The organism is Labedella gwakjiensis (genome assembly GCF_003014675.1).
GTDB classification, from domain to species: Bacteria; Actinomycetota; Actinomycetes; order Actinomycetales; family Microbacteriaceae; genus Labedella; species Labedella gwakjiensis.
Genome location: NZ_PYAU01000001.1, coordinates 318,732 through 341,057, shown reverse-complemented (window position 1 = coordinate 341,057; position 22,326 = coordinate 318,732). Strand labels below are relative to the sequence as shown.

Sequence of the window (22,326 nt, the reverse complement as noted above, 5' to 3'; positions counted from 1 at the left end):
ACACCAATGCCTACGCCAACCAAGGGCCCCCGTCTCGGAGGCGGTCCCGCCCACGAGCGTCTCATGCTCGCGAACCTCGCGGCTGCTCTCTTCACGCACAAGCGCATCACCACGACCGAGACGAAGGCGAAGCGTCTCCGTCCCGTCGCCGAGCGTCTCATCACGTTCGCGAAGCGCGGCGATCTGCACGCTCGTCGTCGCGTGCTCGGCATCATCACCGACAAGTCCGTCGTGCACGAACTCTTCACGGAGATCGCGCCGCTCGTCGCCGAGCGTGAGGGCGGTTACACCCGCATCACGAAGACGGGCTTCCGCAAGGGCGACAACGCGCCCATGGCCGTCATCGAGCTCGTCCTCGAGCCCGTGACGCCGAAGGTCAAGCGCTCCAAGACCACGGCGGCTGCGTCTGCCGCTCCGGTCGAGGAGAAGAGCGAGCCTGAGTCCACCGAGGTCGAGGAGACCGAGACGGTCGAGGAGCCCACGGTCTCCGAGGAGACCGAGACCGCCGAGTCGACCGAGGTCGAGGAATCGGCTGAGGCGAAGTCGGACGACTCCAAGTAGTCCACACGCATCACCACGAGGTCCCCCGGAGCCAGGCTCCGGGGGACCTTCTGCATACGGGGGCGCCATCTCGAGGTCGTGGCGGCGTCGTCTCAGGACGGCGCACCCGGTCCACGAAAGGAATCGCCGGTGCGCTGCTCTGGGGAGCAGCACACCGGCGATCCGACGTCGACGTCGTTCAGGAGACGACGAGCGACTCCCTGCGTTTCGGCGCCGGCGTCGTCGAGACGGTGAGGTCACGGCGCGCGGTGCGCAGGAACTCCGCCGACTCGAGAGCGATCGCTCGTTCGGACGGGCTGATGCGCTCCCAGGCCCCTTCGCGCACGTAGCGAGCGACGCGAGCCGGCACGATGGGAGGGGAGCCGTCGGCCGTCTCGAGCACAGCGAGGTGGACGGCGTGTGCCCGTCCTTCCAGAACGACCCGGCGGAGCCCGTCACCGGTTTTCGGCGCGGGCTGATCCTGGAGCTGCTCCGCTCGGGAGAAGACGCGAGAAGGAGCCGTCTCCTCAGGGATCCGGAGGAGACGATCCATGAGCGAGCCGTCCGCGGCAATCCCTGCCGTCCATGCCGTGAGAAGGGGAGCACCGAGGAGGGCGACGATCATGAGCGCGAGCCAGGGGGCGATGCCGGGGATCATGACGGCGGCGGCGGCGAGCGCCAGACCGAGGAGGAGGTGCGGCCAGTGGACGCGGAGCAACTCGGACACCCCTGGGACGTCACCGTCGCGACGCTGAGTGCCCCATGAGATGCGTGCGCCCGTGAGGATGCCGACGATCGAGATGGTCTGCATCATCATCGTGACGGGCGCCATGAGGGCCGATACGAGGATCTCGACGATGCCGCTCAGGACGACGATGCCGGCGCCGCCGAGGGCACGCCTCATGTCCTGGTCCCGCAGCACGAGGGCGACCCCGAGGACCCGGGGCGTGAAGACGAGGATCATGGACAGGACGAAGACCGCTCCAGCTGTCGCGGGATCGACTCCGGGCACTCCGGGGGTCGCGGTGTCCGTGGCCGCCGCGAGCAGACCGGCGCCGATGAACAACAGCCACAGAGGCGACACGAGGTACGACATCGCACCCAGGAACAGGTGTGTCCGACTCATGGGGTGGAGTCCCGCGGTGCCGAGGAGCCGCACGTGCTGCAGATTGCCCGCGGCCCATCGCCGGTCTCGCTGGGCGTAGTCGAGGAGTGTCGGAGGGAGCTTCTCGTAGCTTCCACTGAGTGCAGGGAGCATCCAGACCTCGTAGCCGGCACGCCGCATGAGGGCGGCCTCGACGAAGTCGTGGCTGAGGATCTCTCCGGAGAACGGCCCAGAGCCGCTGAGGACGGGGAGTCCGCAGTAGCGGGCGAACGCCTCCGTCCGGATGATCGCGTTGTGGCCCCAGTAGTTCGACGACCCGCCCTGCCACGCCGACATCCCGGCCGTCACGACCGAACCGTAGGCGAAGCCGGCGAACTGCTGCAGGCGGGCGAACCTCGTGCGCCCGCCGATCGCCAGAGGCGGCGCCTGGACGATCCCCACGCCGGGATTGAGCTCCATGATTCGGGTCATCGTGATGATGGTGTCCGCTTCCATGAGGCTGTCGGCGTCGAGCACGATGAAGTAGTCGTACGCTGCGCCCCATCGCCGACAGAACTCGGCGAGGTTCCCCGCCTTCTTCCCGCCGTTGTCGGTGCGACGACGGTAGAAGACCTCGCAGACACCCGCGAGGTTCCCGCGGAGCTCCGTCCAGGCGAGTTCCTCCGCGACGAGGATGTCGGGGTCGACGGTGTCGCTCAGGATGAAGAAGTCGATCAATTCGGGATGGCGGCTCCGGCCGATCGATTCTCCGATGGCACGGAGGTTCGCGAAGACGGCGTGCGGGTCTTCGTTGCGGACGGGGACCACGAGAGCGACCCGACTCGTGATCGCTTGCGCGTCGGACGCGCTGGCCGGTCCCACGAGGCCCGTGACGGGTCTGCGGGCGACGAGATGCGCGAACCCGGCGACGGCGGTCCAGAAGGCGAACGCGATCCAGGAGAAGCAGAGAAGGAAGAGGACGAGTCCCGCCACCTCCGCGAGGGTGAGGCCGGCTGGAGCCACGGCACGCCACGCGGCGATCGTGCCCAGGACGGTCGTGATGCCTGTCGCGATGAAGAGGGGCGCTGCGGCGGAGCCGCTGGAGCGCTCGGAGTCGGACGCCGCGAACGCCACAGAGGTCGTCCCGTGACGGCCGCTCATCGTGACGGCACCCAGCTCAGGCGACGGACGGTCGGCTCGACTCGAGTGCGACGACGGCCCCAGCGGGGACCGTCGAGGCTCTGCGGCGGCATGGCGAGCGGACGTTCCGCCGGCACGACGCGGGGTCGGCGCGCAGAGAGCGCGGTGCGGTGCGCGCCGGAGATCGTCGACGGATCGGCGAACAGGACATCGACGTTCCACATGCCCGCCCCGCTCATGACGAACGCCGAGACGGCCTCGTCGACGGAGACGGGGGACCCGTTCCCGTGACCGTGCTCGTCGCGAACGCGAGTGATCCAGTCGGCGAGGTGGACACCCGCCTCGTGAGCGGTCATGGCGCCGCGTTCGCGCCGGAGCCGGAAGATGACGGCGTCCGAGACCGCGGCCGGATAGCCGAGGTCGCGCACGAAGCGCTCGAGGAGACGGTGCCGGTCGGCTTCCCCCGAGCTGTCACCGCCCGTGTTCGTCGTGATGGCCGCGTGTGCGCGCGCGTCGGAAGAGCATCGAATCATGTGGTCCCCCCAGGTACCGATGATGAGTGAGTATCCGCGCGCCATCGAGCGGCACCGGCTACGTCCGGCGTACGAAAGTGTAGTAAGCCTCATGTTTTGGTGGAGAAGCCTGTGGATAAGCATCCTGGGGACGACGGGTTGCGCACGATGGGTGCAGCGCCGCTGTCATAGGCTCGGATCATGTCGAACGCCACGCCCCTGTCCGAGAGGGTCCCGGTTCCGGCCGCCCTCCCCGTCCCGTCGCACCGCGACGTGCGCGAGTGGCGGGCGGCGACAACCGATGACATCGACGCGATCCTCGCGACGCAGAGGCTCATGGACGCCGTCGACCACCCTTCGTGGACGACGCCCCGTTCGGAGATAGCCGAGGATTTCGAGAGCACCCACATCGACCCGACGACGGATTCGCTCATCGCGCTCTCCGCCGACGGGACGGTCCTCGCGTGGGGGATCACGTCGCTCGGACCGGGCCAGGAGACACGCGTCCAGTCGTACGTCCTCGGGGGAGTGCACCCCGAGTGGCGCGGACGGGGGATCGGACGGGAGCTGATGGCCTGGCAGGTCGCACGATCGCGGCAACAGCTCGCCTCGTCGGGCAAGGCGCTTCCCGGATGGACGGTCTCGTACCAGGAGGAGTCGAACACGACCGCCGTCGCCCTCGCCGGGCGTCTCGGGATGCGTCTCGAGCGCTACTTCACGTCGATGGAGCGTCGGATCTCCGAGCCGATCCCGGACATCGAACTCCCCGACGGCGTCTCGGTGGTTCCTTTCAGCGAGGACCTCGCGGAGATGACGCTTCTCGCGCGCAACGACGCGTTCCGCGATCACTGGGGAAGCCAGCCGACCCTCGCCGAACGGTGGCGGCAGTTCACAGAGGGGGAGGAGTTCCGAGCGGACCTGTCGTGGGTCGCCGTCGAGGACCAGCCGGACGGTGCCCGTCGTGTGATCGCCCTCGCGCTGTCCACGGTCAATGAGGACGACTGGGGTGTCCAGGGGTTCTCGAGCGGCTACGTCGCGCTGATCGGTGTCGTGCGCGACCGTCGCGGTCGGCGGCTCGCCCCCGCATGCATCTCCGTACTCCTCCGCTCGTACGCGTCGGCGGGATTGGAGAGGGCGATCCTCGACGTCGACACGGAGAGTCCGACGGGAGCGCATTCGTTGTACACGGGCATGGGCTTCGTCGCCACGACCCGATCCGTCGCACTCGTGATCGAGTACTGAGCATCGACGGAATGAACGCAGACATCTCGGAGCACGACCGATCGACCCGGTTCCGGCTCGACGTGGCGTATCAGGGCTCGGACTTCGCCGGATGGTCGCGCCAGCCGGGGCTCAGAACGGTACAGGGCGTCCTGGAGGAGGCGATCGCGACGTCGTTCGGAGGTTTCATCGGCCGGCCGGCGCTCGTCGTCGCCGGGCGGACCGACGCCGGAGTGCACGCCGTCGGTCAGGTGACCCACCTCGACCTCTCCCCGGACGCCCTCGACAGGCTCGCCCGTCAGCGTGGGGGCCGTGCGGACCCTGCCGGTGCGCTCGCCCGGCGGACGAACGGCGTCCTCGGAACGTACTCGGACGTCGCGGTGACGCGAGCCTCTGTGGCGCCGGCGGGCTTCGACGCTCGCTTCGGGGCGCTGTGGCGGCGCTACGAGTACCGGGTCGCCGATCTCGTCGCCGGGCGCAACCCGCTCCAGCGTGCCAACACGGCGTGGGTGCCGACCGCGCTCGATCTCGATGCGATGAACGACGCGGCGGCCGTTCTCCTCGGTCTCCACGATTTCGGTGCGTACTGCAAGCCGCGCGAGGGGGCGACGACGATCCGCACCCTCCTCGACTTCTCGTGGCGTCGCGACGAGGACCGGGTGCTGCGCGCCGACGTCCGCGCTGACGCGTTCTGCCACAGCATGGTCCGCTCGCTCGTCGGTGCGACCGTCGCCGTCGGAGGGGGGCGTCTGTCCATCGCGGAGGTCGTCCGGCTCCGCGACGGCGCGACGAGGGACGACGCGTACGCCGTCATGCCGGCTCGCGGGCTCACGTTCATGGAGGTCGCGTATCCACCGGACGATCAGCTCGCCGAGAGGGCGGCGCTCACGCGCGCCCGCCGCTCCCTCTTCCCGCAGTTTGCTCAGACGGAAGACGTCGAGTAACGTAGACCCTTGGTGTGCGTCCATCTGAGACGCATTCCCGAAGTTGAGCCCTCCACCTGCGGCGTTCTCCTCGAGAACTCCCAACGGAGCGGGATTCACGATCGACCAACTCCGATAGAAAGCAGCACTCCTGTGACGCGCACATTCACCCCCAAGCCCGCGGAGATCCAGCGCGACTGGGTCGTCATCGACGCGGAGGACATCGTCCTCGGCCGTCTGGCGAGCCACGCCGCCGTCCTCCTCCGCGGCAAGCACAAGCCGACCTTCGCGCCGCACGTCGACACCGGTGACTTCGTCATCATCGTCAACGCCGACAAGGTCGCCCTCACGGGCTCGAAGGCTCTTCAGAAGAAGGCCTACCGCCACTCGGGCTACCCGGGCGGTCTCAGCTCCGTGACCTACGCAGAGCTCCTCGAGAAGAACCCCGTCCGCGCCGTCGAGAAGGCGATCCGCGGAATGCTCCCGAAGAACTCGATCGGCCGCGCCCAGCTCCGCAAGCTCAAGGTGTACACCGGCAACGAGCACCCCCACGCTGCCCAGCAGCCCAAGACGTACACCCTCGGCCAGGTCGCGCAGTAAGCGCCGGCGAAAACGACAAAGGATTCCACACCGTGGCTCAGATCAGCGATTCCATCGACCAGACCTCCGACAACTTCTCGACCGAGACCCCCGCGACCGAGAGCACGACGCCTCGTCCCGTGCTCAACGTCCCCGGCGCGGCCGTCGGCCGTCGCAAGCAGGCCATCGCCCGCGTGCGCATCGTCCCGGGTGCCGGGACCGCGACCGTCAACGGTCGCGAGCTCGCCGAGTACTTCCCCAACAAGCTGCACCAGCAGCTCATCAACGACCCGTTCAAGGTGCTCGACCTCCTCGGCAGCTACGACGTGATCGCCCGCATCTCCGGCGGTGGCCCCTCGGGTCAGGCCGGTGCCCTGCGTCTCGCGATCGCCCGTGCGCTCAACGAGATCGACCGTGAGAACAACCGCCCGACGCTCAAGGCTGCCGGCTTCCTGACGCGTGACGCTCGCGTCATCGAGCGCAAGAAGGCGGGTCTCAAGAAGGCCCGTAAGGCCTCGCAGTTCTCGAAGCGCTAGTCGCGGGCGAGAACCACTACTCGTGGCACGTCTGTTCGGAACGGACGGCGTCCGCGGCCTCGCGAACAAGGACCTGACCGCCGATCTGGCGCTCAGGCTCGCGCAGGCCACGGCCGTCGTCCTGGGCAAGGGACGCAGCGCCGAAGCCCGACGGGCCGCCGGAAGGCGGCCCGTCGCGGTTCTCGCGCGTGACCCTCGCGTCTCTGGAGACTTCCTCTCGGCCGCCGTCGCGGCGGGGCTCGCGAGCTCCGGCATCGATGTGCTCGACGCCGGCGTGCTCCCGACGCCTGCAGCCGCGTTCCTGATCCAGGACATCGGTGCCGACTTCGGCGTCATGATCTCCGCCTCGCACAACCCGGCGCCCGACAACGGCATCAAGATCTTCGCGCGCGGCGGGACGAAGCTCCCCGACGTGGTCGAGGAACGCATCGAGTCCTACCTCGAGCGCGACATCCTCATGCCGACGGGGGGAGATGTCGGGCGGATCCGCCGATTCGCCGACGCGGAGGACCGGTACGTGGTCCACCTCCTCTCGAGCCTCGAACGGCAACGGCTCGACGGCATCCACGTCGTGCTGGACTGTGCGAACGGCGCAGCATCCGGGGTCTCTCCCGAGACCTTCCGAGACGCTGGTGCACAGGTCACCGTCATCGGCAACGAACCCGACGGCATGAACATCAACGAGGGTGTGGGATCGACCCACCTCGATTCCCTCGCCTGCACGGTCCGCGAACTCGGCGCCGACGTGGGTATCGCTCACGACGGGGACGCCGACCGCTGCCTCGCCGTCGATGCCGACGGTCACGTGGTCGACGGTGACCAGATCATGGCGATCCTCGCCGTATCGATGAAACGACGGGGTGTGCTCGCGTTCGACACCCTCGTCGCGACGGTCATGAGCAATCTCGGTCTCAAGATCGCGATGGCCGAGCACGACATCGCGATGGTGGAGACGCGCGTCGGCGACCGCTACGTACTCGGGGCCATGAGCGACGGCGGGTACTCCCTCGGAGGGGAGCAGTCCGGGCACGTCGTCATGAGTCGCTACGCGACGACGGGCGACGGCATTCTCACGGGACTCCACATCCTCGCCGAGATGGCCCGTTCTGGCCGGTCGCTCGCCGATCTCGCGTCGGTGATGACCGTGTACCCGCAGATCCTCGTGAACGTGACGGGCGTCGACCGGTCGGCCCTCGACTCCGACGAGGTCCTCGCGGCCGCCGTCCGGGCCGTCGAAGACGAACTGGGCGACTCCGGACGCGTCCTCCTCCGCCCGAGTGGCACCGAGCCGCTCGTCCGGGTCATGGTCGAGGCGGCCGACCAGACGACGGCCGACGAGCACGCGCACGCACTCGCTGCGATCGTTCGCGAGCGGCTCGCCGTCTGACGTCCGCTCTGGACCCGCCCCGTCCGGTGGGGCGCGACCGGCGGTTCGACGCGCTCAGATCTTGCGGAGGAGAACCTTGCGCACCGTGTGATCCGAGTCCTTGACGAGGACGAGCTTCGCCCGCGCTCGCGTCGGTCGGATGTTCTCGAGCAGGTTGGGCTCGTTGACGGTCGTCCAGAAGTAGCGGGCGCGTTCCCTGGCCTCGTCGTCGTCCAGGTCGGAGAACACCTGGAAGTACGAATTGGGATTCGTGAAGGCGCCGCGCTTGAGCGCCATGAAGCGCTCCTCGTACCAGGCCGCGATGTCCTGTGTCCGCGCGTCGACGTAGAGCGAGAAGTCGAACAGATCCGAGACGCTCATCTGTCCGGCCGCTGGAGCCTGGAGGACGTTGAGGCCTTCGACGATGAGGACGTCCGGCCGGCGCACCACGACGCTCGCCGACGGCACGATGTCGTAGACGAGGTGCGAGTAGAACGGCGCCCGCACCTCGGGGGCCCCGCTCTTCACCTCGGTGACGAAACGCAGGAGTGCCCGGCGATCGTACGACTCCGGGAAGCCCTTACGATCCATGATCCCGCGTCGTTCGAGCTCGGCGTTCGAGTACAGGAACCCGTCGGTGGTCACGAGTTCGACGTGCGGGGTGTCCGGCCAGCGCGACATGAGCTCGCGCAGAAGTCGCGAGACCGTCGACTTCCCGACGGCGACCGATCCCGCGACGCCGATTACGAACGGCGTGCGCGCATTGTCCTCTCCGAGGAACGCCGTCCGCTCGTCGTGGAGCCGCCTCGCGGAGCGGGCGTAGAGGCTCAGGAGCCGACTGAGTGGGAGGTAGACCTCGGCGACCTCGCGCATGTCGAGACGATCCCCGATACCGCGGAGTTGGACGATCTCGGCATCGGTGAGCGGAGACACCGCGCCGGGCGCGAGACGCGACCAATCGGCGCGGTCGATCTCGTCGAACGGTGTCGTCTGTGTGGATGCAGCGTGAGAGTCGGGCATAGATCGCCCAGTCTATTGTTCCGGGTAGGCTGGAGCGCATGTGTGGAATCGTGGGTTACGTCGGTCCGCTCGACAGCATCGATGTGCTCATGGGTGGCCTCGGGCGTCTGGAATACCGGGGCTACGACTCGGCGGGCGTCGCCGTCATCGACGGTCACGGTGACCTCCATACCCGCAAGCGCGCCGGCAAGCTCGCCGTGCTGAGCGGCGATCTCGCGTCCGGGAACCTGCCCGAGAGCCACACGGGGATCGGCCACACGCGATGGGCCACCCACGGCGGCCCCACCGACGCGAACGCGCACCCGCACCTCGGGGATGATGGCCGCCTCGCGCTGATCCACAACGGCATCATCGAGAACTTCGCGACGATCAGGGCGGAGCTCATCGAGGCGGGGGAGACGTTCCTCAGCGAGACGGACACCGAGGTGGCCGCTGTGCTCCTCGGGCGGGTCTACCGCGAGACGGGCGACCTCCGCGAGGCATTCCGCCGCGTCGTCGGTCGGTTCGAGGGTGCGTTCACGTTGTTGGCCGTGCACCAGTCCGAGCCGGGACTCGTGGTCGGAGCGCGCCGCAACTCGCCGCTCGTGATCGGGCTCGGCGACGGCGAGAACTTCCTCGGTTCGGATGTCGCCGCGTTCGTGGAGTACACCCGTCGCGCGCTCGCGATCGGCCAGGATCAGATGGTCGCGATCACCACGTCGGGCGTCGAGATCACCGACTTCGACGGCAACTCCGTCGAGGCCGAGCCGTTCGAGGTGAGCTGGGATGCGTCGGCCGCCGAGAAGGGCGGTTGGTCGAGCTTCATGGCCAAGGAGATCAGCGAGGAGCCGGAGGCCGTCGCCAAGACGATCCTCGGTCGCGTCGACGATCGGGGCGCGGTCTCGATCCCCGAACTGGACGGACTCGACGGCCTCTTCCTCGACATCGATCGGATCGTCGTGATCGCCTGCGGCACGGCGTCGTACGCCGGCCAGGTGGGCAAGTACGCCATCGAGAAGTGGGCTCGCGTCCCCGTCGACGTCGAGCTCAGCCACGAGTTCCGCTACCGCGAGCCGGTCATCACCCCCCGCACGCTCGTCGTGTCGATCAGCCAGTCCGGCGAGACGATGGACACGCTCATGGCGGTGAAGTTCGCCCGCGAGTCCGGCGCACGCACGGTCTCGATCTGCAACACGCAGGGAGCGACGATCCCGCGCGAGTCGGACGCCGTCGTCTACACCCATGCGGGACCCGAGGTGGCGGTCGCGTCCACGAAGGCCTTCGTCGCACAGATCACCGCGCTCTACCTCCTCGCGCTGCACGTCGCGCGCGTCCGCGGCGCGCTGTCCGCCGAGGAGATCGCCCCTCTCGCACGGGAGCTGCAAGCGGTTCCCGACAAGATCGCGGCGGTCCTCGAGAACAACGAGAGGATCGAGGAGCTGGCTCGCTGGATGGCCGACACCCGCGCCGTGCTCTTCCTGGGCCGCCACGTCGGATTCCCGATCGCGCTCGAAGGTGCGCTGAAGCTCAAGGAGCTCGCCTACATCCACGCGGAGGGCTTCGCCGCCGGCGAGCTCAAGCACGGCCCGATCGCCCTCATCGAACCCGGACAGCCGGTGTTCGTGATCGTCCCGAGCCCGCGTGGCTCGCAGACGATCCACTCGAAGGTCGTCTCGAACATCGAGGAGATCCGTGCACGGGGCGCGCGCATCATCGCCATCGTCGAGGAGGGCGACGTCGCCGTCCTCCCCTCGGCCGATGAGGTCATCCGGATCCCGCTCGCCGGGCCGCTCTTCGAGCCGCTCCTGAGCGTCGTGCCGTTGCAGGTGTTCGCGATGGCTCTCGCGAGCGCGAAGGGTCTCGACGTCGATCAGCCGCGGAACCTCGCGAAGTCCGTCACGGTGGAATAGGGCCGTCGTGGGGCGGGGATCACGATGATCGTCGGTATCGGGGTCGATGTCGTGGATCTGGCGCGCTTCGAACGCGCCGTCGGGCGGACGCCGGGTCTGCGCGACCGCCTGTTCGCTGAGAGCGAACGCAGCCTCCCTCTGCGTTCGCTCGCCGGCCGGTTCGCCGCGAAGGAGGCGCTCATGAAGGCTCTGGGCACGGCTGAGGGTCTCGTCTGGGTCGATATCGCGGTCGTCTCGGCTCATGGAGGCGCGCCGGCGTTCGCCCTCTCGGGCTCGACCGCGCGGGCTGTCGAGGCGCGCGGAATCGACGTGTTGCACCTCTCCATGAGCCACGACGCCGGTGTCGCCATCGCGTACGTCGTCGCCGAATCGCGAGGTGGCGCGTGACCGGCCTGCGGGAGGCCGTGGTCGACCTCGACGCGGTCAGTTCGAACGTCCGTCGGATGCAGTCGCTCACGGGTGGCCGGATCATCGCCGTGGTCAAGGCAGACGGGTACGGACACGGGGCGCAGCAGGTAGCGCGAGCGGCCCTCCGTGGGGGAGCGGAGATCCTCGGGACGGCGGACGTCGACGAGGCGCTAGCCCTCCGGGCCTCGGGGATCGACGCGCCGCTCCTCAGCTGGCTCCATGCGCCCGACCAGGACTTCGCGCCCGCCGTCGCCGCCGGTGTCGCGCTCGGGGTGTCGAGCGAGCGCGAGCTTCTCAGGGCCGCCGATGCCTCGACGGACGGAGCGCCGGCGCACATCCATGTGAAGTTCGACACGGGACTCAGCCGGAACGGTGTGCCGCGGTCCGAATGGACGCGTGTCGTCGACGCGACGGCGTCCCTCGTCGGTACCGGCCGCGTCGACCTCGACGGAATCTTCACCCATCTCTCGAACACGTCCGACGACGACGACCGCGCGGCCGTGCGCGTCTTCGAGGAGGCGATCGAGCTCGTCGGGTCGCGCGGACTGAACCCCGGCATGATTCACGCTGCGGCGACGGCTGCGGCGATCGCCGTGCCGGAATCGCGCTTCGACACGGTCCGGCTCGGCATCGGGATGTACGGCTTCTCGCCCGTTCCCGGTGTCACGGGAGCGTCCCTCGGACTGGTTCCGGCGATGAGCCTCGTCTCGCGCGTGGCGTCCGTCAAGACGGTCGCTCCCGGCACGGGAGTGTCGTACGGATACCGGTACCGGACCACCGATCGGTCGACCCTCGCCCTCATTCCCGTTGGGTATGCCGACGGGATCCCCCGGCAGGCGTCCTCGCTGGGCGAGGTCGCGATCCGCGGGCGTCGGCACCGCGTTGCCGGGCGGATCGCGATGGACCAGTTCGTCGTCGACGTCGGCGACGAGGCCGTCGAGGTGGGAGACGAGGTCATCCTCTTCGGCGACCCGGCGACGGGCGTGCCATCGGCCGCCGAGTGGGCCGAGCACGCTGGCACGATCGACTACGACATCGTGACGCGGATCGGTCCGCGGGTGCCCAGGCGCTACACGGGAGGCGCCTGATGGCAGGCGAGCGCCACGACGTCGCGACCTCCGACGCCATGCACGCCCTCGGCGTCCGCCTCGGGTCGTCCCTCGCCGCCGGCGACCTCCTCGTCCTCACGGGCCCGCTCGGTGCGGGGAAGACGACGCTCACGCGCGGGATCGGAGAGGGGCTGGGTGTCCGTGGGCCCGTGCAATCGCCGACCTTCGTGATCGCTCGCACCCATCCGAGCCTCGTCGGAGGCCCTCCGCTCATCCACGTCGACGCATACAGGCTGGGCGACCCGCTCGAATTCGACGACCTCGACCTGGACCTCGCCCACTCCGTCGTCGTCGTCGAGTGGGGGCGCGAGGTGGCGGCGGTGGTCGCTGACGAGTGGCTCGACATCGAGATCGAACGACCGACGGGAGCGACCGACCGGGTCGACGGAGCGGACGAGATCGACCCCGTCGACGAGCCCCGCGTCGTCACCGTCCGAACCGTCCGGGTCGACCAGCCCCGCGGGTAGGCTGGCAGGCGTGATTCTCGCCATCGATTCGTCCATCGGGACCTCCGTGGCACTCGCCGACGGCGACGGCCGTCTGCTCGCCACCGCCGGCGAGACCGACCACCTCTCCCACGCCGAGGTCATCGGCACCCTCATCCGCCGCGTCCTCGACGAGGCGGATGCCGCACCGGCCGACGTCTCGGCGGTCGCGAGCGGGATGGGCCCCGGTCCGTTCACGGGGCTTCGCATCGGCATCGCGGCAGCCCGCGCGTTCGCCGTCGCACGCGGGCTCCCCGTGATCCCCGTGGTCAGCCACGACGCCGTCGCCGCAGAATTCCTCGAGTCCGGCGTCTCGCGGGACCTCGTCGTCGTGACCGACGCCCGTAGACGGGAGGTGGCGTGGTCGCGATACGCCGCGGCGAGCGGTTCGCGTGCCCCCGTGCGTGCGGTTGGGCCACTGCTCGCGGCGCGGGAGTCCTTCACCGTCGAGGACGCGGATCGCGTCGACGCCGTCGAGGTGTCGGCCGCCCACATCGCTCTCCTCGCAGCGATGACCCTCAGCGGCGAACGCGCGAGCGATGCCGATGAGCCCGTCTACCTCCGAGCCCCCGACGTGACTCTCTCGACCCGGAAGAAGGTGTCCCAGTGAGCATCTCGATCCGGCCGGCCACCGACGCGGATCTCGAGGACATCACACGTCTCGAGGACGAGACTTTCGTCTCCGATGCCTGGTCACACGAGCAGATGGCCGCCGAGCTCCGCAGCGAGCACACGTCGTACGTCGTCGTCGTGGACGACCAGGAGGGCATCGTGGGGTACGGGGGAGTCCTCGCTCCCACGGCGTCCTCCGACGCCGACATCCAGACGATCGCCATCGCACCGTCGTTCCGACGGGCGGGCCTCGGCCGGGCCGTCATGGCCGAGCTGATCGGTGCCGCGCGTCTCGCCGGGGCTGAACGCGTCTTCCTCGAGGTGCGTGCCGACAACCCGGCGGCGCACACGCTCTACATCGACCTCGGATTCGTCGACGTCGGGGTACGAGCCCGCTACTACCAGCCCGACGACGTCGACGCCATCGTGATGCGACTCGAGTTCGAGCCGCCGGCCGGGGTCGGGCCGGTCGGGAGCGCCTCGTGAGTGCCGACGAACCGCTCGTCCTCGGCATCGAGACGAGTTGCGATGAGACCGGCATCGGGATCGTCCGCGGACGCCGGCTCCTGTCCAACCGCATCGCCTCGTCCATGGACGAGCACGCCCGCTACGGCGGTGTGGTGCCCGAGGTCGCGGCGCGGGCACACCTCGAGGCGCTCGTGCCGACCATCGAGTCGGCGGTCGCCGAGGCGGGGATCGATCTCGACGACCTCGACGCCGTCGCCGTGACCATCGGTCCGGGACTCGCGGGAGCCCTCATGGTGGGAGTGGGCGCGGCGAAGGCGCTCGCCGTCTCGCTCGGAAAGCCCTTGTACGCCGTCAATCATCTCGTGGGGCATGTCGGTGCCGACCTCCTCGCCCCCGACGCCGACGACATCGAGTACCCGACGGTGGCGCTGCTCGTGTCGGGCGGGCACACCTCCCTCCTGCTGGTGAGGGATCTGGTCGACGACGTCGCGCTCCTGGGCGAGACCATCGACGACGCAGCCGGCGAGGCGTTCGACAAGGTGGCCCGCGTCCTCGGGCTGCCCTACCCCGGCGGTCCGCAGATCGATCGTGCGGCTGCGGCGGGCGACCCGGCAGCGATACGTTTCCCGCGGGGGCTGACGTTGCCGAAGGACCTGGAGCGGCATCGCTACGACTTCTCCTTCTCCGGTCTGAAGACCGCCGTCGCCCGGTGGGTCGAGAAGCGCGAGGCGGATGGCGAGCCGGTCCCCGTCGCCGACGTCGCGGCTTCGTTCCGCGAAGCGGTCGTCGACGTCCTCATCACGAAGGCGATCGCGGCCTGCCGGGACCACGACGTGCCCCGCCTCCTCCTCGGGGGAGGGGTCGTCGCCAATCGTCGCTTGCGGGAGGTGGCTGGCGAGCGTGCGGCCGCCGCCGGCGTCGCGCTCCGCATCCCGCCGCTGGACCTCTGCACCGACAACGGTGCGATGATCGCCGTGCTCGGGGCTGAGCGGTTGCGTGCGGGCAAGCCGCCGTCGTCGCTCGGCGCCGCGGCCGACTCGACGCTTCCCGTGACCCTCATCCAGGTGCCGTGACGCCCGATCGGCACGCCTCGGCGTCGACTACGCTGGGACCGTCGACGAGGAGGACAGCGTGAGCGGCACAGGCGAATGGGGACGTGGGCCGGAGACGCCGCCGGCGGGTCCCTCGAGTCCCGATCCCTTCGTGCCGCCGTCGAACCCCGCTTTCGGTGCTCCGCGCCCGTCCGCGCAGGGAGCACCCCCGTCGTCCTGGCCGTCGGCCGGGTCCGTCGCCTTCACCCCCTCGGTCGGCGCGCCCACCGGGTCCGCCATCGCGGCGCTGGTCCTCGCGATCGTCGGCGCTGTCGTGGGTCTCGCGATCGGGTGGGGCTTCCCCCTCTCCGTGATCGCTCTCGTGCTCGCCCTGAAGTCTCGAGCGGCATCCCGGACGCTGGCGACCTGGTCGATCGTGCTCGTGGCGGTCAGCGCTCTCGGATCGATCGCCTGGCTCGTCTACAGCGCCGTCTACCTGCTCGGGTAGGGCGGCGTCGCGCACCGTCGTTGTGGAGGAGGGCGACGTGGTGCGACCATGAGTCCATGACGAATTCCGAGGGTGGCGCTCCGAACGGCTCGATCCCGCAGCAGGGAGGCTACCCACAGCAGCCCGGGGGATATCCGTCGGCCCCCGGCGGTCAGCAGGCGTACGGCGGTGCTCAGCAACCGTACGGCGGTGCTCAGCAGCCGTACGCCGCGTACGGCTCGCCCTACCCTCCGGCGCGTCCGACCAACACTCTCGCGATCGTCACGATCATCGCAGCGTTCGTGGTGCCGCTCGTCGGGATCGTGACGGGGCACATCGCCCTCAACCAGCTCAAGACCTCGGGAGAGCAGGGGGAGGGGCTCGCGAAGGCCGGCCTGATCATCTCCTACGTCTACTCGGGGATCGTCGTCCTCATCCTCCTGATCTCGATCGTGGCGCCGTTCCTCTTCCTGGCGGCGTTCCTCCCGGCTCTGGACTCCATCCCTACGAGTCCCTGACGCTCGTCTCGTCGGACGGGACCCGCTCGACGAGCAGGGCGCGGTGTCGGCCGGCGACGCGCGTCAGCACGATCGTCGCGGACTCCGGGCCTGAAAGGGACATCTTTCGCCGGAACACGGCCGGATCGATGTCGGCTCCCCGCTTCTTCACCTCGAGGACGCCGACGCGACGCGTCCGCAGCTCCTTCTTGATGGTCTTCTCATCGAGCGGCAGGTCGGCGATCACTCGGAACGCCTGGGCGAACGGTGTCGCGACGAGCTCGTCCGACGTGAGGTAGGCGATCCGCTCGCTCAGGATCCCTGCACCGGTCCGGCGCGCGAGATCGCCGATCAGTCGCGCTCTGATGACGGCGCCGTTCGGCTCGTAGAGGTAGGAGCCGATGGGGCGCACGTGCTCGTCCTCGCTGTCTCCGTCCGACACCATCTCCGCGGCCCCCGCGTCGGAGACGACGAGCGCCGATCGCCTGACTCCCTCTCGTGCGAGGACACCTGTCCACAGGCCGAGTTCGACGACGTCGCCGTCGACGCTGACCCACTGCGCCTCGACATCGTCGGGGATGCGCGAGCGGTCGAAGCCCGGGCCGAGCTTGATGCCGACGGGCTTCCGACCGGCGATCTCCCAGAGGAGGTCGAGCGACGGCGTGTACTCGTCCGGGTCGGTCACGCGCGTCGTCTCGGAGTGTCCGGCGGACCGTCGTGCCGGGTCTGCGTACACGGCGTCGAACCCGTCGATGTCGACGTCGCGGGCATCGGCGTGGACGACGCTCGACGACGGGAATGGGGCGAGGTTGTAGCTCGCGATAGCGGCGGTGACCTCATCGATCTCCACGGCGGTCACGGCGATGTCGAGGCTCGCGAGGGCGAGTGCATCGCCGCCGATGCCGCACCCCAGATCCACGACGCGGGTGAGCCCGGCCGAGGCGAATCGGCCGGCGTGCAGGGCGGCGACGCGAAGGCGGGTCGCCTGCTCGAGGCCTGCCTGGGTGAAGAGCATGCGTTCGGCGAACGGTCCGAATTTGCGCGACGCACGTGCGCGGAGTCGTGCCTGGCCGAGGACGGCGGACACGAGCGCGGCCGGGTGCCCCTCCGCGCGGAGGCGGGTCACGGTCGAGACGAGCTCGGACGGCGTGCCGGCGGCGACGGAGTCGAGGAGGGCGAGGCCCGACGGGGTCAGCAGTTCGACGAGTTCGGCCCTGTCCATCCGGCAACGCTATCAGCGGGTCGGCCGAACGTTGGCACTCACGTTGCACGAGTGCCAGGGCATCCGTAGACTGGCATTAGCACTCTCAGGGTGAGGGTGCTAACCCATTCTTCGCAATAAGAAAGAGGTCAACCGTGTCGGTCTCCATCAAGCCGCTCGAGGATCGCATCGTCATCCAGCAGGTCGAGGCGGAGCAGGTGACTGCTTCCGGCCTGGTCATCCCGGACACCGCCAAGGAGAAGCCGCAGGAGGGCGAGGTCATCGCCGTCGGCCCCGGCCGCATCGATGACAACGGCAACCGCGTGCCCCTCGACATCTCCGTCGGCGACCGCGTCCTGTACTCCAAGTACGGCGGAACCGAGGTCAAGTTCGGCGTGGACGAGTACCTCGTCCTGTCCGCTCGCGACGTCCTGGCGGTCGTCGTCCGCTGACACTCCTGCTCACCGCAGTGATGAGAAGGTCCGCTCGATTCCGATCGAGCGGACCTTCTCCCGTCGTCGGGCCTTGCGGCCATCGATGCGCGGCAGGATATCCACGGGTGTCGGCGGTCGGCGGGCGGCGCGGTCGGCCTCTCGCTCAGTAGGATCGATCTGTGGCCAATCGCTCTGACGTGAACCGGAGCGAGGCCGGACCGCTCGGCTCCGATGCGCCCACGACCCCGGCCGGGCCGGGGCGTGGGCTCGCCTACGCAGCGTCAGCGTACGGTCTCTGGGGTCTGCTGCCCGTCTTCTTCCTGGCTCTCAAGCCGATGGGCCCGGTCGAGCTGGTCGCGTGGCGCATCGTCTTCTCGCTCGTCTTCTGCGCGCTCCTCCTCACGGTCACGCGCCGGTGGGGCGCCTTCCGTGTGATCGCCCGGCACGGCAGGACGATGGCGATCATGGCGGTCGCCTCCGTCCTCATCTTCTGCAACTGGCAGACGTACGTGTTCGGCACCCTGAGCGGCCACGTCGTCGACGCGGCACTCGGCTACTTCATCAACCCGATCTTCACCGTCCTCATCGGCGTCGTCCTCCTGAGGGAGAGCCTCCGGGTGGCACAGTGGATCGCCGTCGGGATCGCGGCGGTCGCCGTGGTCGTCCTCGCTGTGGGGTACGGGAGTGTGCCGTGGATCGCCCTCGTGCTGGCCACGTCGTTCGGGCTCTACGGCTACATCAAGAAGCGAGTCGGCGGTACCGTGGACGCCCTCTCGGGACTCACCATCGAGAGCCTCTACCTGCTGCCCGTCGCCGGAGTCGCCCTCGTGATCGTGTCGACCACCTCGGGTCTGCTGATCGGGGCACCCGGCCCGTGGCATCTCGCCCTCACGGTCCTGTCCGGTGTCATCACGGCCGTCCCGCTCCTCTTCTTCGCGGCCGCGTCGCGACGTCTTCCCCTCGTGACGATGGGCCTCGTGCAGTTCGTCGCGCCGCTCCTGCAGTTCATCGTGGGCGTCGTCTTCCTCCACGAGGCCATGCCGCTCGAGCGGTGGATCGGATTCGGCCTCGTCTGGGTCGCGCTCGTCGTGCTCATGATCGACCTCGCGGCGGCAGCCGGTGCCGCACGGCGTACGCCTCCCGTCCTGCCCTGAACGACGGATTTCGTCGTCCGGACCGCCTCGATTCGCGGAATGTAACGATTGGGTCGCGTTACACGGCCGTAACGCGACCGTATTGTGTCTGGTTCCACCCGCCGTTAGCTTTGGCTGCACGCGTCGATAGACCCTGCCGACGCGAAACTTCTCTATCAGAGGCAATTGAAGGAGCACCATGAGCGTATTCGCGAGCCCCTCGCGTTCACTCCGCCGACGCGTCGGCGTCGGTATCGCCACGGTCGGAATCGGCACCCTGCTGCTGGCCGGCTGTTCGGCGTCCGGAGGCGGTACCGAGGAGTCGGCCGACCCGAGCGCCGAGGCGTGCGGACCCGAGGCCGTCGAGACCACGGCGGTCGAGCCCGCGGAGATCACGGCAGCTCAGGACCGTGACACGTCCCTGACCATCGGATCGATCCTGCCGACCACGGGAACGCTGGCGTTCCTCGGCCCGCCCGAGATCGCGGGTGTCGACCTCGCCATCGCAGACATCAACGCCTCCGAGTCCGGCGTGCTCGGCGGCAACGCCGCTGTGATCCACCGTGACTCCGGTGACACCACCACCGACATCGCGACGCAGTCCGCGTCCGACCTGCTCAGCCAGGGCGTCTCGGGCATCGTCGGAGCCGCGTCCTCCGGCGTCTCGTTCACCTTCATCGACCAGGTGACGGGTGCGCAGGTCGTCCAGATCTCGCCGGCAAACACGTCGCCCGACTTCTCGGACTACGACGACGGCGGCTACTTCTGGCGGACCGCTCCGTCCGACGTCCTCCAGGGCCGCGTGCTCGGAAACCTCATGGTCGAGGACGGTGCCACCAACATCGGCCTCCTCTACCTCAACGACGCCTATGGAACCGGCCTCGCCGAGAACGTGAAGACGGCTGTCGAGTCGGCCGGTGGAACGATCGTCGCCGAGGAGGCCTTCAACGAGGGTGACAGCCAGTTCAGCTCGCAGATCGACGCGATCATGGCCGAGGACCCCGACGCCATCGCTCTCATCGCGTTCGACCAGACGAAGGTCATCGTGCCCGAGCTCGTCGGAACCCAGGGCTACCCGGGTGAGGACGTCTACTTCGTGGACGGCAACCTCGCCGACTACTCGGCCGACTTCGACGAGGGAACCCTCAACTGCGCGAAGGGCACCCTCCCGGGTGTGCTCGCGACGGACGACTTCCGTTCGCGTCTGCTCGGCATCAACCCCGACCTGACCGACTACAGCTACGCGGCCGAGTCGTACGACGCCGTCATCCTGATGGCGCTCGCCGCCATCGCCGCTGACGACGCATCGGGCCCCGGCATCCAGAGCCAGATGCAGGCCGTCTCGGAGGGTGGCACCAAGTGCGAGACCTTCGAAGAGTGCTCAGCACTGCTGGCCGACGGTGAGGACATCGACTACGACGGCATCTCGGGTCCCATCACGTTCGACGAGAACGGCGACCCGACCGAGGCGTACATCGGCGTATACCAGTACGGCGAGGGCAACACCTACGCACCGCTCGACTCGCAGTTCGGTTCGCTCGGCTAGACCACGCACCACCCGTGACGGGGCGTCGGATCTTCGGATCCGGCGCCCCGTTCGTCGTGCGGGCGACACCCCGGGCCGGCGCGGCCGCCTTCCCTCGTGACCGATCGGCGCAGCGGGTGGCCGGCCCGCCGTGTGCAGGCACTCGACCGGACCCGCGGAGCCGGCCGAATGGGTCAGGACCATCGGGCCCTCGTCGTCCGGGGGACCTGTTGTGACCGTGCGCCGACCGGTAGGCGGCCCCGTGACCGACGTCGTCCGGAACGTGCCGTAGCGTCCGTCCAGGGGGCGTCGGGATCGCGATGGTGCCGGATGGCGAGCGCCGGTCGTGCAGCTGAGACGACGAAGGCCCTCCGGACGGTGTCCGGAGGGCCTTCGTCGTCAGTAGTCGACGGCGCGGTGCGTCAGGCCGTCAGTGGCCCTGATCGGCCGCGAGGGTACCGAGGTAGAGCTCGATGACCTTCGGATCCTGGGAGAGCTCCTTGCCGGTGCCCGTGTAGGCGTCGCGGCCCTGATCGAGCACGTACGCCCGATCGCAGATCTGCAGGCAACGACGGGCGTTCTGCTCCACCATGATGACGGAGACGCCCGCGCGATTGATCTGGTGGACGCGCAGGAAGGTCTCGTCCTGACGCACGGGAGAGAGGCCGGCCGACGGCTCGTCGAGGAGGAGGACCGACGGGTCGATCATGAGTGCACGACCCATGGCGACCATCTGACGCTCACCGCCCGAGAGCGACCCGGCGCGCTGCTTCCGCCGCGAACCGAGCTCCGGGAACAGCGTGGCGACGAACTCGAAGCGCTCCGCGAACAGCGACGGCTTCTGGAAGAGCCCCATCTCGAGGTTCTCCTCGATCGTCAGCGTCGGGAAGACGTTGTTGTTCTGCGGCACCATCCCGACGCCCTTGGCGACGAGCTTGTTCGCCTTGAGTCCTGTGATGTCCTCGCCCTTGAGCGTCACCTTGCCGCCGCGGATGTTGACCTGCCCGAAGATCGCCTTCAGGAGGGTCGACTTGCCGGCGCCGTTCGGGCCGATGATCCCGATGAGTTCGCCCGGGTAGGCGTCGATCGAACATCCGTTGAGGATGTTCACGCCGGGCAGGTAGCCGCCCACGAGGTTCTCGGTGCGGAGGACCGCGTCCGTGCGCTCGGCGGTCGCCGCGCCGGACGCGCTGCTGCTCGTGTCACTCATGCCTTGTCCTCCTTGGACTTCTCGTGCACCTCGTGGGCCGCAGCCAGGGCGTCCTCCACGATGCTGTGGCCACCGGTGAGGTCGCCGAGGTCCGTGTCGTGGTGGGCGCCCAGGTAGGCGTCGATCACAGCGGGGTCCTTCATCACCGTCTCAGGCGGCCCCTCCGCCACGACCTTGCCCTCGGCCATGACGATGACCCAGTCGGAGATGTGCATCACCATGTGCATGTCGTGCTCGACGAACAGCACGGAGGTGCCGTCGGACTTCAGGTTCTTGATGTGGCCGAGCAGCGACTGCGTGAGGGCAGGGTTCACACCGGCCATCGGCTCGTCGAGCATGATGAGCTCCGGGTCGCTCATGAGCGCCCGGGCCATCTCGAGGAGCTTGCGCTGACCGCCCGACAGGGAGGCGGCGTAGTCCTCGCGCTTCGCATCGAGCTTGAAGCGCTCGAGCAGCTCGTCGGCCTTCACGGTGATCTCGGCCTCGCGCGCCTTCCACAGCGGACGGACGAGCGCCGTGAAGACGTTCTCGCCCGGCTGCTTCGTCGCGCCCAGGAGCATGTTCTGGAGCACGGTGAGGCGACCGAGGGACTTCGTGAGCTGGAACGTCCGGACCATTCCCGCACGAGCCACCTTGAAGGCAGGGACGTTCGCGAGCGAACGACCGTTGAACGTCCACGTGCCGGTGTTCGGCTTGTCGAACCCCGTCAGGAGATTGAACATGGTCGTCTTGCCCGCGCCGTTCGGTCCGATCAGAGCGGTGATCTTGCCGCGGGGGATCTCGAGGTGCGCGACGTCGACCGCCGTGAGTCCGCCGAAGCTGCGGGAGACGGCGTCGGCGACGACGATCGGATCGACCTTCTCGCATCCGGGGCCGACCTGCCCCTTCACGAAGGGATGGGTCGTGGGGATGGCAT

The 22,326-nt window shown here is 68.9% G+C and carries 24 protein-coding genes; 18 read left to right on the top strand and 6 right to left on the bottom strand.

Annotated elements, in window-relative coordinates:
- Positions 1–6 precede the first annotated feature (6 nt).
- Entirely contained in the window at positions 7–561 is a 555-nt protein-coding gene (gene rplQ / locus CLV49_RS01555) for a 50S ribosomal protein L17 (RefSeq protein ID WP_106561962.1), read from the top strand.
- Positions 562–739: 178 nt separating this feature from the next.
- On the opposite strand, the gene mdoH is transcribed toward rplQ, so the two are convergent.
- Positions 740–2,785 carry a glucans biosynthesis glucosyltransferase MdoH gene (gene mdoH, locus CLV49_RS01550; protein WP_106561961.1) on the bottom strand — a complete coding sequence of 682 codons (2,046 nt, stop codon included), beginning with the start codon at positions 2,783–2,785 and terminating at the stop codon, positions 740–742.
- A complete protein-coding gene (locus CLV49_RS01545; RefSeq protein ID WP_127054496.1) occupies positions 2,782–3,297 on the bottom strand; it encodes a hypothetical protein in 516 nt (171 codons plus the stop codon). The genes mdoH and CLV49_RS01545 overlap by 4 nt, the downstream gene beginning before the upstream one ends.
- Before the next feature lie 180 nt (positions 3,298–3,477).
- Here CLV49_RS01545 and CLV49_RS01540 point away from each other — a divergent pair, with 180 nt between their 5' ends.
- The 5 genes from CLV49_RS01540 (at position 3,478) to glmM (ending at position 7,922) form a co-directional block, all read left to right on the top strand.
- Positions 3,478–4,518 (top strand): GNAT family N-acetyltransferase, encoded by a 1,041-nt coding sequence (locus CLV49_RS01540; protein ID WP_106561959.1) that lies wholly within the window; start codon positions 3,478–3,480, stop codon positions 4,516–4,518.
- Between the two features lie 11 nt (positions 4,519–4,529).
- Positions 4,530–5,441: a tRNA pseudouridine synthase A gene (locus CLV49_RS01535; protein WP_106561958.1), complete on the top strand. Its 912-nt coding sequence runs from the start codon at positions 4,530–4,532 to the stop codon at positions 5,439–5,441.
- A 132-nt stretch (positions 5,442–5,573) separates the two neighbouring features.
- Positions 5,574–6,020, top strand: coding sequence for a 50S ribosomal protein L13 (gene rplM, locus CLV49_RS01530; protein WP_106561957.1), 447 nt, complete (start codon positions 5,574–5,576; stop codon positions 6,018–6,020).
- Between the two features lie 32 nt (positions 6,021–6,052).
- Positions 6,053–6,535 carry a 30S ribosomal protein S9 gene (gene rpsI, locus CLV49_RS01525; protein ID WP_106561956.1) on the top strand — a complete coding sequence of 161 codons (483 nt, stop codon included), beginning with the start codon at positions 6,053–6,055 and terminating at the stop codon, positions 6,533–6,535.
- A 22-nt stretch (positions 6,536–6,557) separates the two neighbouring features.
- Positions 6,558–7,922: a phosphoglucosamine mutase gene (glmM, locus tag CLV49_RS01520; protein ID WP_106561955.1), complete on the top strand. Its 1,365-nt coding sequence runs from the start codon at positions 6,558–6,560 to the stop codon at positions 7,920–7,922.
- A 54-nt stretch (positions 7,923–7,976) separates the two neighbouring features.
- Here glmM and coaA read toward each other — a convergent pair whose 3' ends face one another.
- Complete coding sequence (coaA, locus tag CLV49_RS01515) at positions 7,977–8,921, bottom strand: type I pantothenate kinase (protein ID WP_106561954.1); 945 nt, start codon at positions 8,919–8,921, stop codon at positions 7,977–7,979.
- A gap of 38 nt (positions 8,922–8,959) precedes the next feature.
- Between coaA and glmS the strand changes: the two genes are divergently transcribed.
- From glmS to CLV49_RS18240, 9 genes are read left to right on the top strand one after another with little or no spacing between them, the layout of a single operon-like run.
- Positions 8,960–10,810, top strand: coding sequence for a glutamine--fructose-6-phosphate transaminase (isomerizing) (gene glmS / locus CLV49_RS01510; RefSeq protein ID WP_106561953.1), 1,851 nt, complete (start codon positions 8,960–8,962; stop codon positions 10,808–10,810).
- 24 nt (positions 10,811–10,834) lie between these two features.
- On the top strand, positions 10,835–11,197 hold the full coding sequence (locus CLV49_RS01505; RefSeq protein WP_106561952.1) for a holo-ACP synthase: 363 nt from the start codon (positions 10,835–10,837) through the stop codon (positions 11,195–11,197).
- A 56-nt stretch (positions 11,198–11,253) separates the two neighbouring features.
- Complete coding sequence (gene alr / locus CLV49_RS01500) at positions 11,254–12,306, top strand: alanine racemase (protein ID WP_106564814.1); 1,053 nt, start codon at positions 11,254–11,256, stop codon at positions 12,304–12,306.
- Positions 12,306–12,794 (top strand): tRNA (adenosine(37)-N6)-threonylcarbamoyltransferase complex ATPase subunit type 1 TsaE, encoded by a 489-nt coding sequence (gene tsaE, locus CLV49_RS01495; RefSeq protein WP_106561951.1) that lies wholly within the window; start codon positions 12,306–12,308, stop codon positions 12,792–12,794. The genes alr and tsaE overlap by 1 nt, the downstream gene beginning before the upstream one ends.
- A gap of 10 nt (positions 12,795–12,804) precedes the next feature.
- Positions 12,805–13,422 (top strand): tRNA (adenosine(37)-N6)-threonylcarbamoyltransferase complex dimerization subunit type 1 TsaB, encoded by a 618-nt coding sequence (tsaB, locus tag CLV49_RS01490; RefSeq protein WP_106561950.1) that lies wholly within the window; start codon positions 12,805–12,807, stop codon positions 13,420–13,422.
- Positions 13,419–13,910 carry a ribosomal protein S18-alanine N-acetyltransferase gene (rimI, locus tag CLV49_RS01485; protein ID WP_243696751.1) on the top strand — a complete coding sequence of 164 codons (492 nt, stop codon included), beginning with the start codon at positions 13,419–13,421 and terminating at the stop codon, positions 13,908–13,910. The genes tsaB and rimI overlap by 4 nt, the downstream gene beginning before the upstream one ends.
- Positions 13,907–14,965 carry a tRNA (adenosine(37)-N6)-threonylcarbamoyltransferase complex transferase subunit TsaD gene (gene tsaD / locus CLV49_RS01480; protein WP_106561949.1) on the top strand — a complete coding sequence of 353 codons (1,059 nt, stop codon included), beginning with the start codon at positions 13,907–13,909 and terminating at the stop codon, positions 14,963–14,965. The genes rimI and tsaD overlap by 4 nt, the downstream gene beginning before the upstream one ends.
- Before the next feature lie 58 nt (positions 14,966–15,023).
- Positions 15,024–15,431: a hypothetical protein gene (locus CLV49_RS18245; protein WP_158261877.1), complete on the top strand. Its 408-nt coding sequence runs from the start codon at positions 15,024–15,026 to the stop codon at positions 15,429–15,431.
- A gap of 56 nt (positions 15,432–15,487) precedes the next feature.
- Positions 15,488–15,928, top strand: coding sequence for a DUF4190 domain-containing protein (locus tag CLV49_RS18240; RefSeq protein WP_158261876.1), 441 nt, complete (start codon positions 15,488–15,490; stop codon positions 15,926–15,928).
- Here the strand turns inward: CLV49_RS18240 and CLV49_RS01470 are convergent.
- Entirely contained in the window at positions 15,915–17,129 is a 1,215-nt protein-coding gene (locus CLV49_RS01470) for a THUMP-like domain-containing protein (protein WP_106561947.1), read from the bottom strand. The genes CLV49_RS18240 and CLV49_RS01470 overlap by 14 nt on opposite strands.
- Before the next feature lie 134 nt (positions 17,130–17,263).
- Here CLV49_RS01470 and groES point away from each other — a divergent pair, with 134 nt between their 5' ends.
- From groES to CLV49_RS01455, 3 genes are all read left to right on the top strand, one after another.
- A complete protein-coding gene (gene groES / locus CLV49_RS01465; RefSeq protein WP_106561946.1) occupies positions 17,264–17,560 on the top strand; it encodes a co-chaperone GroES in 297 nt (98 codons plus the stop codon).
- Between the two features lie 161 nt (positions 17,561–17,721).
- Entirely contained in the window at positions 17,722–18,696 is a 975-nt protein-coding gene (gene rarD, locus CLV49_RS01460) for an EamA family transporter RarD (protein ID WP_243696750.1), read from the top strand.
- Positions 18,697–18,874: 178 nt separating this feature from the next.
- Positions 18,875–20,221 carry an ABC transporter substrate-binding protein gene (locus CLV49_RS01455; protein ID WP_106561945.1) on the top strand — a complete coding sequence of 449 codons (1,347 nt, stop codon included), beginning with the start codon at positions 18,875–18,877 and terminating at the stop codon, positions 20,219–20,221.
- Between the two features lie 409 nt (positions 20,222–20,630).
- Here CLV49_RS01455 and CLV49_RS01450 read toward each other — a convergent pair whose 3' ends face one another.
- Together CLV49_RS01450 and CLV49_RS01445 are read right to left on the bottom strand one after the other, a co-directional pair.
- Entirely contained in the window at positions 20,631–21,410 is a 780-nt protein-coding gene (locus CLV49_RS01450) for an ABC transporter ATP-binding protein (RefSeq protein WP_106561944.1), read from the bottom strand.
- The gene (locus tag CLV49_RS01445) at positions 21,407–22,321 is read right to left on the bottom strand and encodes an ABC transporter ATP-binding protein (RefSeq protein ID WP_106564811.1); all 915 of its coding nucleotides are present in this window, start codon (positions 22,319–22,321) and stop codon (positions 21,407–21,409) included. The genes CLV49_RS01450 and CLV49_RS01445 overlap by 4 nt, the downstream gene beginning before the upstream one ends.
- Between the last annotated feature and the right edge of the window lie 5 nt (positions 22,322–22,326).

What these genes read in the sequence shown, in the direction of transcription:
- CLV49_RS01505 (WP_106561952.1), top strand. Translation starts at nt 10,835, where the DNA reads ATGATCGTCGGTATCGGGGTCGATGTCGTGGATCTGGCGCGCTTCGAA.
- tsaE (WP_106561951.1), top strand. Translation starts at nt 12,306, where the DNA reads ATGGCAGGCGAGCGCCACGACGTCGCGACCTCCGACGCCATGCACGCC.
- CLV49_RS01455 (WP_106561945.1), top strand. Translation starts at nt 18,875, where the DNA reads ATGAGCGTATTCGCGAGCCCCTCGCGTTCACTCCGCCGACGCGTCGGC.
- rplQ (WP_106561962.1), top strand. Translation starts at nt 7, where the DNA reads ATGCCTACGCCAACCAAGGGCCCCCGTCTCGGAGGCGGTCCCGCCCAC.
- CLV49_RS18240 (WP_158261876.1), top strand. Translation starts at nt 15,488, where the DNA reads ATGACGAATTCCGAGGGTGGCGCTCCGAACGGCTCGATCCCGCAGCAG.
- coaA (WP_106561954.1), bottom strand. Translation starts at nt 8,921, where the DNA reads ATGCCCGACTCTCACGCTGCATCCACACAGACGACACCGTTCGACGAG.
- mdoH (WP_106561961.1), bottom strand. Translation starts at nt 2,785, where the DNA reads ATGAGCGGCCGTCACGGGACGACCTCTGTGGCGTTCGCGGCGTCCGAC.
- CLV49_RS01470 (WP_106561947.1), bottom strand. Translation starts at nt 17,129, where the DNA reads ATGGACAGGGCCGAACTCGTCGAACTGCTGACCCCGTCGGGCCTCGCC.
- glmS (WP_106561953.1), top strand. Translation starts at nt 8,960, where the DNA reads ATGTGTGGAATCGTGGGTTACGTCGGTCCGCTCGACAGCATCGATGTG.
- alr (WP_106564814.1), top strand. Translation starts at nt 11,254, where the DNA reads ATGCAGTCGCTCACGGGTGGCCGGATCATCGCCGTGGTCAAGGCAGAC.
- CLV49_RS01535 (WP_106561958.1), top strand. Translation starts at nt 4,530, where the DNA reads ATGAACGCAGACATCTCGGAGCACGACCGATCGACCCGGTTCCGGCTC.
- CLV49_RS01540 (WP_106561959.1), top strand. Translation starts at nt 3,478, where the DNA reads ATGTCGAACGCCACGCCCCTGTCCGAGAGGGTCCCGGTTCCGGCCGCC.
- CLV49_RS01545 (WP_127054496.1), bottom strand. Translation starts at nt 3,297, where the DNA reads ATGATTCGATGCTCTTCCGACGCGCGCGCACACGCGGCCATCACGACG.
- CLV49_RS01450 (WP_106561944.1), bottom strand. Translation starts at nt 21,410, where the DNA reads ATGAGTGACACGAGCAGCAGCGCGTCCGGCGCGGCGACCGCCGAGCGC.